Origin of the sequence: Desemzia incerta, assembly GCF_900115825.1 — a bacterium.
Classification (GTDB): Bacteria; Bacillota; Bacilli; order Lactobacillales; family Carnobacteriaceae; genus Desemzia; species Desemzia incerta.
This window is the reverse complement of sequence record NZ_FOXW01000005.1, coordinates 35,080-48,848: the sequence shown is the minus strand read 5'-3', so window position 1 is coordinate 48,848 and position 13,769 is coordinate 35,080. Positions and strand designations below refer to the sequence as shown.

Here is a 13,769-nt window from a genome sequence, read left to right as displayed (position 1 = left end):
AACTTAATAATAACTTTAATTTTTAGTAAGAAAGCATTTTTAACAAAAACTTATACAGTATCTTATCGAATTTATCGTAGAATAGAATTAATCATAACTTATTTTCAAGTATTAAGGAAAGATAAATACGTAGATATGGAGGAAATCAATCATGGAAGAAGTTGTTATCGTGAGTACAGTACGCACTCCCATTGGTTCTTTAGGAGGCGTTTATAAAAATACATCTGCAGTAGAATTAGGCACTATAGCTGCTACTGAGGTATTGAATCGTTCACTTATCCAACCCGAAGAAGTCGATACAGTTATCTTTGGGAATGTCCTTCAAGCCGGCTTAGGACAAAATCCAGCTCGTCAAATTTCCATCCATACAGGAATTCCCAATACTGTTCCTGCTATGACGATCAATGAGGTCTGCGGCTCGGGTCTAAAATCGGTTATCCTTGCCAGCCAAGCTATTCAAGTTGGGGATGCAAAAGTGGTTTTAGCCGGTGGAACAGAAAACATGTCTCAAGCTCCTTATTTATTAAAAGATCAACGATTTGGCAGTAAAATGGGCGATATCCAAGCTATAGACAGCTTAGTTCATGATGGTTTAACAGATGCTTTTAATCATCATCACATGGGAGTAACCGCTGAAAATGTGGCCGAAAGATATCATGTGAGTCGAGAAGAACAAGATGAATTTGCTTTTCACTCTCAAATGAAAGCAACAACAGCTCAAGAAAACGGCTTATTTGATGAAGAGATCGTCCCTGTCACTATTCAGGTTAAACGTCAATCTCAAGTAGTAACTCAAGACGAATACATTCGAAAAGAAACTACCATCGAAAAATTACAAAAACTGCGCCCAGCTTTTAAACCTAACGGCTCTGTAACTGCTGGGAATGCTTCCGGAATCAACGATGGAGCTGCAGCAGTCCTATTAATGTCTAAAAGCGAAGCTGAAAAACGTCAAATTCCTTATTTAGCAACTATCAAAGGTTACGCAGAAGTAGGCAGCGATCCTGAAATCATGGGCTATGCTCCGTACGGTGCAGTACAAAAAGTATTTAAAAAAACGAACTTCACCAAAGATGACATTGATCTTTTTGAATTCAACGAAGCTTTTGCATCCCAAAGTATTGCCTTAGTTCGAGACTTAGAATTACCTGTTGAAAAAGTAAATATCAACGGCGGTGCGATTGCTCTAGGTCACCCAATAGGAGCATCAGGCTCCCGCATCCTGGTCACTCTACTGCACGCAATGAAGAAAAATCAAAAAAAACGAGGCCTAGCCACCCTATGCGTAGGCGGAGGAATAGGCATCGCAATGATTATAGAGAGCGTGTAGTGAGGCGTCTAGCTCGGCGTACGCTTCACAAAAAAGAAACTAAGGGCGGTTTTCCCCCCAGTTTCTTTTTTTGAAAGCGATAGACGAGCTGCCGAACGCAACGCGTTTTAAAAAAGAGAGCGGAACAAACCGTTTAGGCTTTCGTGAGGTTCAATGCCGCTCTTTAATCGGGCGTTTTTCCCGATAAAAGAGAGGTATGAAACTGCAGAAAGACTGGTTTGTGAAGCTCGTCTAGAGAGCGTGGAGTAAAGCGTTTTAAAGAACCATGAGACATATAGTTCGACAAATCTAATTTACTTTTTTCTTATCCTCAGCAGACTTATTATTAGACATTCTTCCAAATCCTTGTTATTTTTAGGGTGATTCAACTATGTTAAATCATAAGGAGGGATACAGGATGAAAGCTCTAGACAGTGTTGCATTAGCGCTTCTGATTGTTGGTGGTTTGAACTGGCTCTTGGTTGGTCTCTTTGAATTTGATTTAGTTGCCACTCTTTTTGGCGGACAAGATGCACTTTTATCTAAGATCGTTTATATCATCGTTGGTCTGTGTGCAATCTATTGCCTTAAATTCTTTGGACTGCTTTCAAGAAACGACAACAGACATTAGTCCCTAGAATAGTCAAACAAAAAAGCATGAGACATTTTTGTCTCATGCTTTTTTCGTTCTTTAATGAAATTACATCATGCCCATGCTTGGGTCCATTCCTGGGCCAGCTGGAGCAGCTGGTTCTGGATGAGTTGCTACTACTGCTTCTGTAGTCAATAACAAGGCAGCAACACTTGCAGCATTTTGAAGAGCTGAACGAGTAACTTTCGTTGGGTCTGTGATTCCAGCCTCAATCATGTTTACCCATTCATCTGTTGCAGCGTTGTATCCAACACCTGGTTCAGCGGTCTTCATTTTTTCAACAATTACTGATCCTTCAAGACCAGCGTTTGCAGCGATTTGACGAATTGGTTCTTCTAAAGCACGCACCACGATTTTCACACCTGTAGCAACGTCTCCAGTAGCTTCGATTTCTGCTACTTTGCTTTGAACGTTGATGTATGCAGTACCACCACCTGCAATAATCCCTTCTTCAACAGCTGCACGAGCAGCATTCAAAGCATCTTCAATACGCAATTTACGCTCTTTCAACTCAGTTTCTGTAGCAGCACCCACACGGATTACTGCAACTCCACCAGCTAATTTAGCAATACGTTCTTGTAATTTTTCTTTGTCAAACTCTGAAGTTGTTTCTTCAGCCTGTGCTCTCAATAAAGCAACACGTTGACTGATTGTTTCAGTTGATCCAGCACCTTCAACAATAGTTGTCGTGTCTTTAGTGATAGCTACTTTGCTTGCGTGACCTAATTGGTCAACTGTAGTATCTTTTAGTTCAAATCCTAAATCTTCTGTAATCACTGTACCGCCAGTTAAGATAGCAATATCTTCTAACATAGCTTTACGACGATCTCCGAATCCAGGAGCTTTTACTGCAGCTACATTAAATGTACCGCGTAATTTGTTCAATACTAGAGTTGGCAATGCTTCGCCGTCTACATCTTCAGCAATAATCAACAATGGACGACCTTGTTGCAAGATTTGTTCCAATAATGGAAGAATATCTTGAATATTAGAGATTTTTTTGTCTGTGATCAAGATGTATGGATTTTCTAAGTTAGCTTCCATTTTATCATTGTCAGTTACCATGTATTGTGACAAGTAACCACGGTCAAATTGCATACCTTCAACGACATCTAATTCCGTTTCAATACCTTTAGATTCTTCAATAGTGATAACACCGTCGTTACCTACTTTTTCCATAGCATCTGCCAATAATTTTCCGATTTCTGCATCCCCAGAAGAAATGGCAGCAATTTGTGAAATCGATTCTTTTGTTTCTACTTTACGAGAATTCGCCAATAATTCTTTAACGGCTACTTTAGTTGCCAATTCAATACCCGTACGAATTCCTACTGGGTTAGCTCCAGCTGTAACGTTTTTTAATCCTTCACGAACGATTGCTTGTGTTAAAACAGTCGCTGTAGTAGTACCGTCACCTGCTGTATCGTTTGTTTTTGAAGCAACTTCAGAAACTAATTGCGCTCCCATGTTTTCGAAACGGTCTTCTAATTCGATTTCTTTAGCGATGGTTACTCCATCGTTTGTGATTAATGGTGAACCGTAAGATTTGTCTAAAACAACATTTCTTCCTTTAGGTCCAAGTGTTACTTTAACAGTATCTGCTAACTTATCTACCCCACGCAACAATGCTGCACGTGCGTCTTCAGAAAATTTAATATCTTTAGCCATTATTCCTTCACCTCATCAGATTGATTTTTTTGTCGTGTAAATGTCTTTATGATTAGTCTACGATTGCGATAATATCGCTCTCTTTGATCACTAAATACTCTGTACCATCATATTTTACTTCTGAGCCAGCGTATTTTTCGAAAAACACTGTATCTCCAACAGCTACAGAAAGCTCAGCTTTTGTTCCGTTATCCAGTACTCGGCCAGCTCCAACAGCTACAACTGTTCCTGTTTGTGGTTTTTCTTTTGCTGTTCCAGCTAAAACGATTCCACTAGCTGTTGTTTCTTCCTCTTGTTTTACTTCAATGATGACACGATCTCCTAAAGGTCTTAACACGTAAATCCCTCCAATTGTAGTTTCGATTGTTTAGCACTCTATCTCAAAGAGTGCTAACTCACTTCTTCATCATATCAAACTCTTTAAATTTTGCAAGTATTTTTTCTTTTGAAATTGTATTTATGCCAGAAAACACACTATTCCTTCAAAAGGAGTCAAAAAGTCCTTTAGAGTCATTATTCTTATGTTATACTATTTATTGATCAACTTTTATTCGTTAAAAGAAAACAGCACACTTATGCAGCAGAAATAAGAGATAATATATTTTATAATACCTTACATCTCCACTCTTCTGTAAATAACTCGGTTAAAGAAGGTTTTTATATTATGAATAATTTAGTGAAATCACCTTATGTCAAAATCATTCTTATTTACGTTTTAGCACAGTTTTTCCCAGTATTTTTACTATTCTTCGTTCCAGAGAACGCCATTTTTGATGCTGCTATCTACAGCCAAATCATCGCCTTTGTCGTTGGATCGATATGGATGTTTATTGTCAATCATCGATCAACATTCAATAACAGCTTAGAGAATACTCCCCCTGTTCCCAAAAAGAACATTATTTTATGGGGAATTGCAGGAATGTTTTTAGCTTATATTGGGCAATACTTAGCAATTTTCATTGAGACTTTCCTGCTGAACATTCCTATTGGTTCTCAAAATACTGCTGGATTAGTCGATATCGTTAATAATTATCCTTTATTCCTGCTTTTAATAGCGATTTTCGGTCCTATTATGGAAGAATTCGTTTTTCGTAAAGTGATCTTCGGTTACTTATTTGATATAACTGGAGGAATTGGAGCAGCCGTTATTAGTTCGCTGATTTTTGCTTTCATTCACTTTGACGGTCATTACTTGCTTTATTCTGTAATGGGATTTGTTTTTTGTTATCTATACTGGAAAACAAAGTCGATTGCTGCGCCAATCATTGCACATGCTTTAATGAACGCTACCGTTACAGTAGCCAACTTGTTACTCTATTAGGGTATTTTTAGAAAGGAATTTTTGATTTTAATGAAAAAAAGTGATTTTATGTTCCAGATACTATTCAACTACATCCTCGCTGTTGTCTTCACTTGGTTCGCAGTTGATTATGTTGGGGAATTCGGATGGGGATTCTTCTCCATAATATTTGTTTTGTTTGCTACACGAGATTTTGTACGTGCAACTCGCATCTTGCAAATTTATTTGAAATTAAAAAAAGGCAACAAACCTTAATCAGGTTTGTTGCCTTTTTATTTAGTCTAAAGGCAGTAAGCTGTCTTTATCATCTGTTTTGTAATGATCTATGAAGTAAATCAATGTTTGTAATTCATTAGCTAAATCTACATTCTGCACTCGTACGTGATCAGGCACGGAGATACGAATAGGCGTGAAGTTCAATATTCCTTTAACTTCAGCTTTCACCAAGTTGTTTGCTGCTTCTTGAGCTGCAGAAGTTGGAACGGTCAGCATCACTACATCAATTTGCTGCATTTTCAATTGTTGTACCATGTCTTCCATAGGATACACTGGAACTCCAGATTGGATTGTTCCAACAATTTCTTTGTTGATATCAAAAGCCGCACTGATACGCATATTGTTGTTTTGGTGGAAATTGTAGTTTAATAAGGCATGGCCTAAATTCCCTACCCCAATCAATGCTACGTTGGTCAAACGGTCTTGTTTCAATGTCTTGCTGAAGAAATGCATCAAGTCTTCAACATCATATCCATATCCTCTTTTTCCTAGAGCACCAAAATAAGAAAAATCACGGCGAATAGTTGCACTATCCACTTTAACAGCTTCACTTAATTCAGTTGAAGAAACACGGTCTTTTCCGTCTTCGTGTAAATATCTCAAGTATCTATAATAAATAGGCAACCTTTTTGCCGTAGCTTTAGGTATTTTGTTCGTTGAATTCATATTCAGTCCACTCACTTTCTAAGATTCAAAAATTCACAATATCCAGAAACAAATTATCTATTTCACAAATTTCAGAGTTTCACATAATAAGATTATAACATTTTTTTGTTAAAATACTAGCCTTTTTAAGCATCTTAAATGACTAATTTTGTTGATCATTTTTTTAGTCTCGGCAAAATTCACAAGCATCCTTGTGAATTCAACATCTGTAAAACATAACGTCTTTAATTTATCTGCTAAAAAAGATTCTTTTACATTCTATTTAAAACTTGCTTAGGTGTGTTTGTTCCTCTCCCGCTTACAGGAAGAATATGCTAAACTAAGGACAGAGATAAGAAATGAGGACTACAAAATGATTCTATTACAAGCTCAGCATGTAGCTCGTTATTTTGGAGCAGACGTGTTATTTGAAAACATCTATTTAGAAATACAAGACCACTCACGCGTTGCACTTGTTGGTCGAAACGGAGCCGGTAAGTCCACTTTGTTAAAAATGATTGCTGATATTGAGCAGCCAGATGCTGGAAAAATCTCAAAAGGCAAACAAGTCACTATAGGCTATTTAGCTCAAAATACCGGATTAGACTCTACTCAGTCTATTTGGGACGAAATGCTGGATGTGTTCCACAGCGTGATCCAATTAGAGAAAAAAATGCGCCATATAGAGCAACTGTTAGGTGATGCCGATTTATTGGCAGATGAAGACCGTTATCAAGAGACGCTAAAACAATACGATCAAATGCAACATGACTTTAAAGAACAAAACGGGTATGGATATGAAGCTGAGATTCGCTCTGTCTTACACGGGTTCAGTTTTTTTGAAGCTGATTATCCTAAGTCCATCAATCAACTTTCTGGAGGGCAAAAAACGCGTTTAGCTTTGGCCAAACTATTGCTGCAGAAAAAAGACCTGTTGATTTTAGATGAGCCGACCAATCATTTAGATATCGAAACGTTGAACTGGTTGGAAAATTATTTACAGACCTATACAGGAGCTTTGCTGATTGTATCTCATGACCGTTACTTCTTAGATAAAGTTGTCAACGAAGTATATGATCTAAGTCGTCAAAAAATCACTCATTACAAAGGAAACTATAGTAAGTTCCTCGACTTGAAAGCTGCTCAATTAGAAAAAGAATGGAAAGAGTTTGAGAAACAACAAAAAGAAATCGCTAAATTGGAAGACTTCGTCAATCGTAATTTGGTACGAGCTTCTACGACTAAACGAGCTCAAAGTCGTCGTAAGCAGTTAGAAAAGATTGATCGTCTAGATAAGCCTCAAGGAGACGAAAAGTCAGCTACGTTCAGATTCCAACCTTCTATTGAGAGTGGAAATGTTGTCATGACAGTCGAAAATGGAGCAATTGGGTATGAAGACACTATCTTATCTGAACCGATCAATATGGACGTTCGCAAATATGACTCTATTGCTTTAGTAGGGCCTAACGGAGTAGGAAAATCAACTCTTTTGAAATCCCTGTTAAATGAACTTCCGTTGATCAAAGGCGAAACTAAATTTGGCACGAATGTAGAAGTGGGTTATTACGACCAGGAGCAAGCTGAATTGCATTCTACCAAATCTGTTCTAGCTGAACTGTGGGATGATCATCCAACGACTCCTGAAAAAGATATTCGTTCTATTTTGGGAAGCTTTTTGTTCTCTGGAGAAGATGTCGAAAAATCCGTTTCTTCTTTAAGCGGAGGAGAAAAAGCTCGATTGGCTTTAGCTAAGTTGTCTATGGAAAAAGATAATTTTTTGATTCTTGATGAGCCTACAAACCACTTAGACATCGATAGTAAAGAAGTGTTAGAAAATGCGCTGATTGATTTTGACGGAACTCTCTTGTTTGTTTCCCATGACCGCTACTTTATCAACCGGATAGCTACTAAGGTTATCGAACTTTCTCCAGAAGGCAGTACTGTTTATTTAGGCGACTACGATTATTATTTGGAGAAAAAAGCTGAACAAGAAGAATTGAAACGCCTGGCTCAAGAAGATGCTCAAATGAAACAACCGTTACAAAGTGAAGAAACCAATCCAAATAAACCGGCAGAAAACCGCGTGATCAATAAAGAAAATCAAAAATTGATCCGTCAATTGACTCGCAGGATAGAAGCTATTGAAAATGAAACAGCTGAATTGGAACAGGCTATTGAAGAATTGGAATCTGAACTTACCAAACCGGATGTTTATGAAGATCACATAAAAGTTCAAGAAATAAACGATCAATTGCAACTCCTAACTAATCAATATGAAGAACTGATGGAAGAATGGGAATCCAGCACTCTTGAATTGGAAAATCTATAAGCTGATATACTTTCTTTATCTGATCTAAAATCAAAAAACAGCAGCTCTCTTATCTATATAATTAATAGATAAGAGAGCTGCTGTTTTTGATTAGGGTGCTGTTACTTCATCTGGATTGATCGGAATATCGATTTCTCCATTAATGATTTGTTTTTTGTACTCTTCCATTGCTGTCCAAGTCTCTTCACTCAATTGGCCTCTGGTCATATAGATGGCTTCCTCTTTCAATCCCAACTTGGTTATTTCTCCTCCTGGAAAATCTCCTTGCATGGTCTGGTTAGCAACAGACTTGATGGCTTGACCCAATCCCTTAATGCTTGAAGTTAACGTTAAATTCCCCTCGTTGTATTCTCCTTCTTCGGTTTGGTCGCTATCGCTTCCGATGACCCATATCTTTTCATCTGGGTCTGCGTTCATCCGGTCTCGAGCTTCAGAGAAAACGCCATTTCCTGCATCTCCTGCTCCTTGATAAACAATGTCGACTCCATTAGAGTACATTCCCGCAGCGATTTGTCTCGCCTTTGAAGTGTCTGAAAAAGATTCAACATATTCTACAATCACTTCAACATCTGGATTTGCCGTGTAAGCTCCCATTAAGAACCCAGCTTCAAATCGATCTAACACTTCGCTTTGCTGTCCAGCTACAAATCCGATTTTGCCTGTTTCAGTTGACAACGCTGCTGCAACGCCTGCTAGAAAAGCATTCTCCTGGTCTTTAAAAAGAACAGAAGCTACATTGTCGTTCCCTTCAATACTATCATCTATAATCACAAATTGTTGATCTGGATTGTCATCAGCAATTTCCATCATTGATTGTTTCAATTTGAAACCAACGCCAAAAACAATGTCAAAATCATTCATGATAGCTTGATTTAAGTTAGGTATGTATTCAGAATCTCCGTCAGATGCAATATAAGTGTAGTCTTCTCCTTCAATTCCGTCGTGTTCTTTTCCCCACTCTACCATCCCTTCCCAAGCAGCTTGGTTGAATGATCCATCATCAACGCCTCCATTGTCAGTGACCATTACTATAGAGTAATCGTTCGTCTTTTCAGAATCAGTTGACGCATTATCTGTAGCTTCTGTTGTATCTCCACAAGCTGACAATACCAACCCAGTCACTAAACTTAATATGGCTAATCCCTTAGTTCTAACTTTTTCCACTGTTTTATTCCTCCATGTCGAATAATGTATTGGTTTCTTTATTAATCTCATCATACTTCAACATAAGCCGAATAAAACTAAAAAACTTACAGTTTTAATCAAAAATTAATCTATCGTTCGTGTTTACCCTGTTTTTGTCCAGTTGTTGTTATGCAGTCCCGCTAAAAACAGTAAAAAAAGCGAAAGATAACTGGGATTCTCCGTTAGTATCTTTCGCTTTTCAATTCCTTATTTTATTAGCCTAACAACAGACCCGGTTTGGCATTCAAATCATATCCGGCAAACTGTTGTTTATTAAACTCCACAAATCCTGCTGCCCCTATCATAGCTGCATTATCTCCACATAAAGACAATGGTGGAATAACCAATTCAACTTCTGGAGCTTCTTTAGCCATTACATCAGAAAGAGCTTCTCTCAATCCTTTATTGGCAGCAACGCCGCCAGCTAACAGCAATTGGTTTACGTCATATTCTTTCACAGCTCTAAGTGTTTTTGTGACCAACACTTCTATAACACTAGCTTGGAAACTGGCTGCTAAATCATTTGCATTCAATTCTTCACCTTTTTGTTCCGCATTGTGCACTTTATTGATAAACGAACTTTTCAATCCACTAAAACTAAAATCATAGTTGTCTTCTTTTAGCATAGCACGCGGAAAATTGTATACATCTTTTCCCTTATGAGCCATTTCATCAATGATTTTACCTCCAGGATACGGCAGTCCCAAAACGCGCCCTATTTTATCGTAAGCTTCCCCAGCAGCATCATCTCGTGTCTCTCCAATGATTTCGTAAGAACCATCTTCCGCCATGTAAACCAGTTCCGTATGCCCTCCACTAACTACTAAAGCTAGTAAAGGAAACTTCATTGAATGAACAAATTTATTCGAATAAATATGTCCGGCCATGTGGTTTACGGCAATCAACGGTAAGTTATGAGCAAATGCAACAGCTTTAGCTGCGTTTACTCCAATCAGTAATGCACCAACTAAACCAGGGCCTTCTGTGACTGCTACGGCAGACAGATCCTCATAAGTGACGTTAGCCTCTTCCATTGCTTCTTCAATAATCAATGTAATCTGTTCTACATGATGCCGACTTGCGATTTCGGGCACTACACCTCCAAAACGCATATGACTTTTTATTTGAGAGGCTACAATATTAGATAAAATGACCTCTCCATTTTCGATTACCGCTGCACTTGTTTCATCACAGCTTGATTCAATAGCTAAAATCCAATTTTTTTCCATTTTGATTCCATTCACTCTTTTCTATTCAAACATCTAGGTTACAAAGTCAATTGCATGATTATGGCGTTCTCTTCTGGTTCATGGTAATAATTTTTTCGTATACCCAATCGAACAAACCCGTTATTTTCATATAACCGAATAGCTGGTTGATTACTTTCTCTGACTTCCAGAAAAATTTTTTTACATTCTTTTTTCTTTAACTCATTCAATCCAGCCTGAAGCAATCGAGTAGCTATACCTTGTTGTTGAAAGTTTTTTTTAATTACGAAATTAGTGATCTCTGCCTCGTCAAATAAGAGATGATACCCCATATAACCGATGCAGCCTGTATCATTCATAGCCAATCCGTAATAAGCATGTTCTGATTTCATATCTTCAGCAAATCCACCGATACTCCATGGAGAACTTGTAAGATAACTTTCATCTGCTAAGCTAAACAGTTCAGCCGGTCCCACTCCTTCTTCCGATTCAAAAGAAAACCGTACCTTACCTAGCTGCTGATTATCACTAGACTGATTCAAATCTAGCTCCCTCATTTCTCACTAGCTTTTTACTCATTTCAAGAGCGTCTTCATGATCGCTGGAATAGTAAAATTTTTTTATTTTTCCGTCCTTAAAGCCTAACTCTCGATATAACCGTTGCGCTTTTACATTTGACATCCGGACTTCTAAACTTAAAATATCCATTCCTTCATGAACGGAGATTCTTTCCAATTCTCGAATCATCCATGAAGCAACTCCTTTTTTCTGAAAAGAAGGGATCACTGCCACATTAGTAATATGCGCCTCTTTTTCAACTAGCCATGCTCCTATAAATCCAACGGGTTCTGAAAATCGTCTGATCACAATGTACAGCGCATTTGTATTACGCTTGAGTTCGTGGTGCAAGGCTGCTGCGTTCCAAGGCGTTTCTCCATTGTAGCAAGCCTTTTGAACGGCTAGCAACGCTTCTACATCTTTGTCACTTCCCACTATCGGTTCCAAAACATTTCCATCGTCCAGTACAAAATGAGACTGGCTCAGTTTGGTACGTTGTGAAAGCTTTAATTGTTGTCCATTTTCTAAAACAGGTATGGTAGTTGATCCACTAGTTAACCAATCTCTAAATTTTTTCAACATAACTTTCCCCCACTAAATCAGGATGCTCCTTACGCCAATTTTCTTCTGCTTCAGCTAATTTTAAATAATCCGGTGTAAATGTATGAACCTCTTCAACTTCACTATATAGACCTAATATCCCCAGTACACTGGCTCTTGGAAGATGCTGATAAGGCAACGCCGAGCTGACACGATGATTTAATTGTGATTTGAATGTTTCTATATGTTTCTGTTGATCTTCACCAATGAGTAAAAACTCACCATCTTTTTTACTCAAATATTCAGCCCATTTTTCTGCTGAAATGTGAGTATCGGATTCGACCGCGGTCAATTTGCCATCAATGAACCGGTACATTCCAGTATAAATATTCCCTCTTCGTGCGTCCATGACTGGAATGATGTACCGATCAGGTGAGGTTGCATTTGCTGCCAATACTTTTAAACTGGATACTCCCACTAACTCTTTTTGCAATGTCCAAGCTAATGTTTTTGCAGTGGTCACTCCGATTCTCAGCCCCGTATACGATCCTGGGCCTTTAGCTGCCACTACACGGTCAATTTCTTGAATCTCTATCTTCAAGTCGTTCATTAATCCGTCTATAGCCGGCATTAGACTTTCACTATGGTTCCTCTTTATATTAGTCGTTAACTCACCCAGTATTTTTTCGTTTTCTAAAACAGCAATGCTCATTGCTTGATTAGAGGTATCAATGGCCAATATTTTCATGAATTTATTTTCCTCATTTCCGTCATCTCTATGAAATTATTTTAGCACAAATACACTGGAATATTAAGCAACTGTCCATTTTCTATCTTAAAGATGACATAAGGCTTTTTAGTTGCGTTTAATCTCTTCAAAAGCTATGCTTTTAGTGTATAAGAGATATTCATTTTTAGTTTTTCACACTAGCTTCAACTAGTTTTTATTATTAACTAAGAGGAGGAAATAGCATGGCAGACAAAAAAGATGGATGGAAAGACAAAGCAGAAGGTTTAAAGGATAAAGCTGTAGGTGAAGCGAAAGATACTTACGGAGATATGACAGACGACAAGTCAAAACAAGCAGAAGGTAAAACTCAAAAAGCTAAAGGGGACGTTAAGAAAAAAGTCGGAGAATTTAAAGACGACTTGGATCGTAAAGACGACAGACGTTAAAGTTTTTTTCTGACAAAACCTTCAAAAAAGGCAAGGCTAAAAGCAACTTTTTAGTCTGCCTTTTTTGAATGGAAGAACAAATCAATGAATAATAGGAGGTATAGAGGATGTCAAAAATTCTAATTACTGGAGCTACAGGAAATATCGGTGAAAATTTAGTTAAGCATTTGAAGCCCAATCACGATTTGATTTTAGTCAATCGTACATTTGATGATTCAGATCCATCTTTGTTAGAAGGAACAGATGTCAGAGAATTGGATTTAGTAGAGCAAGATAGTTGGGAGGGTTTATTGGACGGCGTAGACTACATTATTCAGCTAGCTGGCCAAGCTGATGCAACAGCCGGATTCTATGAAAGCCTGTTGGATTTAAACTATAAACTTCCTTATAACTTATTTGAAGCTGCTTCTAAAAGCGATACATTAAAACGCGTCATTTATGCCAGCTCTATCCATGCGTCTGACGGTTATCCTAAAAATGTTCAGGTAAAAGTTTCAGACGTTCCAAGACCTGCTGATTTATATGGAGTATCAAAAGTATACGCAGAAGCTTTAGCCTCTTATTTTGCTTTTGAAAAAGGAGTAGAATCTATTGGATTGCGTATTGGAGATTACAAAGGCGATGACAGTGAATTCGATCCAGATACAGACTGGAATGGCTTAGCTATGTATTTATCAAATGACGATATGTGCCACTTAATCGACTGCTGTTTAAATGCAGAACTAAAAGAACCCGCTCTAGTAGTGAACGGAATCTCCAACAACTCCTTCCCACGATTAGACATCGATCAAGCCAGAGTAGCAATAGGCTACCAACCAAAAGACGACGCCTTCAAAAAAGCAGGCCTCATCAAATAAGAGAGCGTGGAGTGAGGCGGTTAGATCGACGTACGCTTCATAAAAAATAAACTCCGACCACTCAAT

The 13,769-nt window shown here is 38.1% G+C and carries 15 protein-coding genes; 7 read left to right on the top strand and 8 right to left on the bottom strand.

Going from position 1 to position 13,769, the window contains the following annotated elements:
- The first annotated feature begins 151 nt into the window (after positions 1-151).
- Together BM137_RS07360 and BM137_RS07355 are read left to right on the top strand one after the other, a co-directional pair.
- Entirely contained in the window at positions 152-1,330 is a 1,179-nt protein-coding gene (locus BM137_RS07360; protein ID WP_092480520.1) for an acetyl-CoA C-acetyltransferase, read from the top strand.
- A 397-nt stretch (positions 1,331-1,727) separates the two neighbouring features.
- On the top strand, positions 1,728-1,940 hold the full coding sequence (locus tag BM137_RS07355) for a DUF378 domain-containing protein (RefSeq protein ID WP_092480519.1): 213 nt from the start codon (positions 1,728-1,730) through the stop codon (positions 1,938-1,940).
- A 69-nt stretch (positions 1,941-2,009) separates the two neighbouring features.
- Here BM137_RS07355 and groL read toward each other — a convergent pair whose 3' ends face one another.
- The gene (groL, locus tag BM137_RS07350) at positions 2,010-3,629 is read right to left on the bottom strand and encodes a chaperonin GroEL (RefSeq protein WP_092480518.1); all 1,620 of its coding nucleotides are present in this window, start codon (positions 3,627-3,629) and stop codon (positions 2,010-2,012) included.
- A gap of 52 nt (positions 3,630-3,681) precedes the next feature.
- The gene (gene groES / locus BM137_RS07345; protein ID WP_092480517.1) at positions 3,682-3,966 is read right to left on the bottom strand and encodes a co-chaperone GroES; all 285 of its coding nucleotides are present in this window, start codon (positions 3,964-3,966) and stop codon (positions 3,682-3,684) included.
- Between the two features lie 327 nt (positions 3,967-4,293).
- Here groES and BM137_RS07340 point away from each other — a divergent pair, with 327 nt between their 5' ends.
- Together BM137_RS07340 and BM137_RS07335 are read left to right on the top strand one after the other, a co-directional pair.
- Positions 4,294-4,950, top strand: coding sequence for a CPBP family intramembrane glutamic endopeptidase (locus tag BM137_RS07340; RefSeq protein ID WP_092480516.1), 657 nt, complete (start codon positions 4,294-4,296; stop codon positions 4,948-4,950).
- A gap of 30 nt (positions 4,951-4,980) precedes the next feature.
- On the top strand, positions 4,981-5,184 hold the full coding sequence (locus BM137_RS07335) for a YdiK family protein (RefSeq protein ID WP_092480515.1): 204 nt from the start codon (positions 4,981-4,983) through the stop codon (positions 5,182-5,184).
- Between the two features lie 21 nt (positions 5,185-5,205).
- Here the strand turns inward: BM137_RS07335 and BM137_RS07330 are convergent, their stop codons facing one another.
- Positions 5,206-5,871, bottom strand: a complete 666-nt coding sequence (locus BM137_RS07330; protein WP_092480514.1) for a redox-sensing transcriptional repressor Rex — start codon at positions 5,869-5,871, stop codon at positions 5,206-5,208.
- Between the two features lie 352 nt (positions 5,872-6,223).
- Here BM137_RS07330 and BM137_RS07325 point away from each other — a divergent pair, with 352 nt between their 5' ends.
- Positions 6,224-8,179 (top strand): ABC-F family ATP-binding cassette domain-containing protein, encoded by a 1,956-nt coding sequence (locus BM137_RS07325; protein WP_092480513.1) that lies wholly within the window; start codon positions 6,224-6,226, stop codon positions 8,177-8,179.
- 90 nt (positions 8,180-8,269) lie between these two features.
- Here the strand turns inward: BM137_RS07325 and BM137_RS07320 are convergent, their stop codons facing one another.
- The 5 genes from BM137_RS07320 to tsaB form a co-directional block, all read right to left on the bottom strand.
- The gene (locus BM137_RS07320) at positions 8,270-9,343 is read right to left on the bottom strand and encodes a BMP family lipoprotein (RefSeq protein WP_230524430.1); all 1,074 of its coding nucleotides are present in this window, start codon (positions 9,341-9,343) and stop codon (positions 8,270-8,272) included.
- 236 nt (positions 9,344-9,579) lie between these two features.
- Positions 9,580-10,593, bottom strand: a complete 1,014-nt coding sequence (gene tsaD / locus BM137_RS07315; protein ID WP_177192528.1) for a tRNA (adenosine(37)-N6)-threonylcarbamoyltransferase complex transferase subunit TsaD — start codon at positions 10,591-10,593, stop codon at positions 9,580-9,582.
- A 38-nt stretch (positions 10,594-10,631) separates the two neighbouring features.
- Complete coding sequence (gene rimI, locus BM137_RS07310) at positions 10,632-11,114, bottom strand: ribosomal protein S18-alanine N-acetyltransferase (RefSeq protein ID WP_177192527.1); 483 nt, start codon at positions 11,112-11,114, stop codon at positions 10,632-10,634.
- A complete protein-coding gene (gene rimI / locus BM137_RS07305; protein ID WP_092480510.1) occupies positions 11,101-11,712 on the bottom strand; it encodes a ribosomal protein S18-alanine N-acetyltransferase in 612 nt (203 codons plus the stop codon). Before rimI (BM137_RS07305) ends, rimI (BM137_RS07310) begins: the two co-directional genes overlap by 14 nt.
- On the bottom strand, positions 11,696-12,418 hold the full coding sequence (tsaB, locus tag BM137_RS07300; RefSeq protein ID WP_092480509.1) for a tRNA (adenosine(37)-N6)-threonylcarbamoyltransferase complex dimerization subunit type 1 TsaB: 723 nt from the start codon (positions 12,416-12,418) through the stop codon (positions 11,696-11,698). The genes rimI (BM137_RS07305) and tsaB overlap by 17 nt, the downstream gene beginning before the upstream one ends.
- Before the next feature lie 224 nt (positions 12,419-12,642).
- Here tsaB and BM137_RS07295 point away from each other — a divergent pair, with 224 nt between their 5' ends.
- A complete protein-coding gene (locus tag BM137_RS07295) occupies positions 12,643-12,846 on the top strand; it encodes a CsbD family protein (RefSeq protein ID WP_092480508.1) in 204 nt (67 codons plus the stop codon).
- A gap of 107 nt (positions 12,847-12,953) precedes the next feature.
- Entirely contained in the window at positions 12,954-13,703 is a 750-nt protein-coding gene (locus tag BM137_RS07290; RefSeq protein WP_092480507.1) for an NAD-dependent epimerase/dehydratase family protein, read from the top strand.
- The last annotated feature ends 66 nt before the right edge of the window (positions 13,704-13,769 follow it).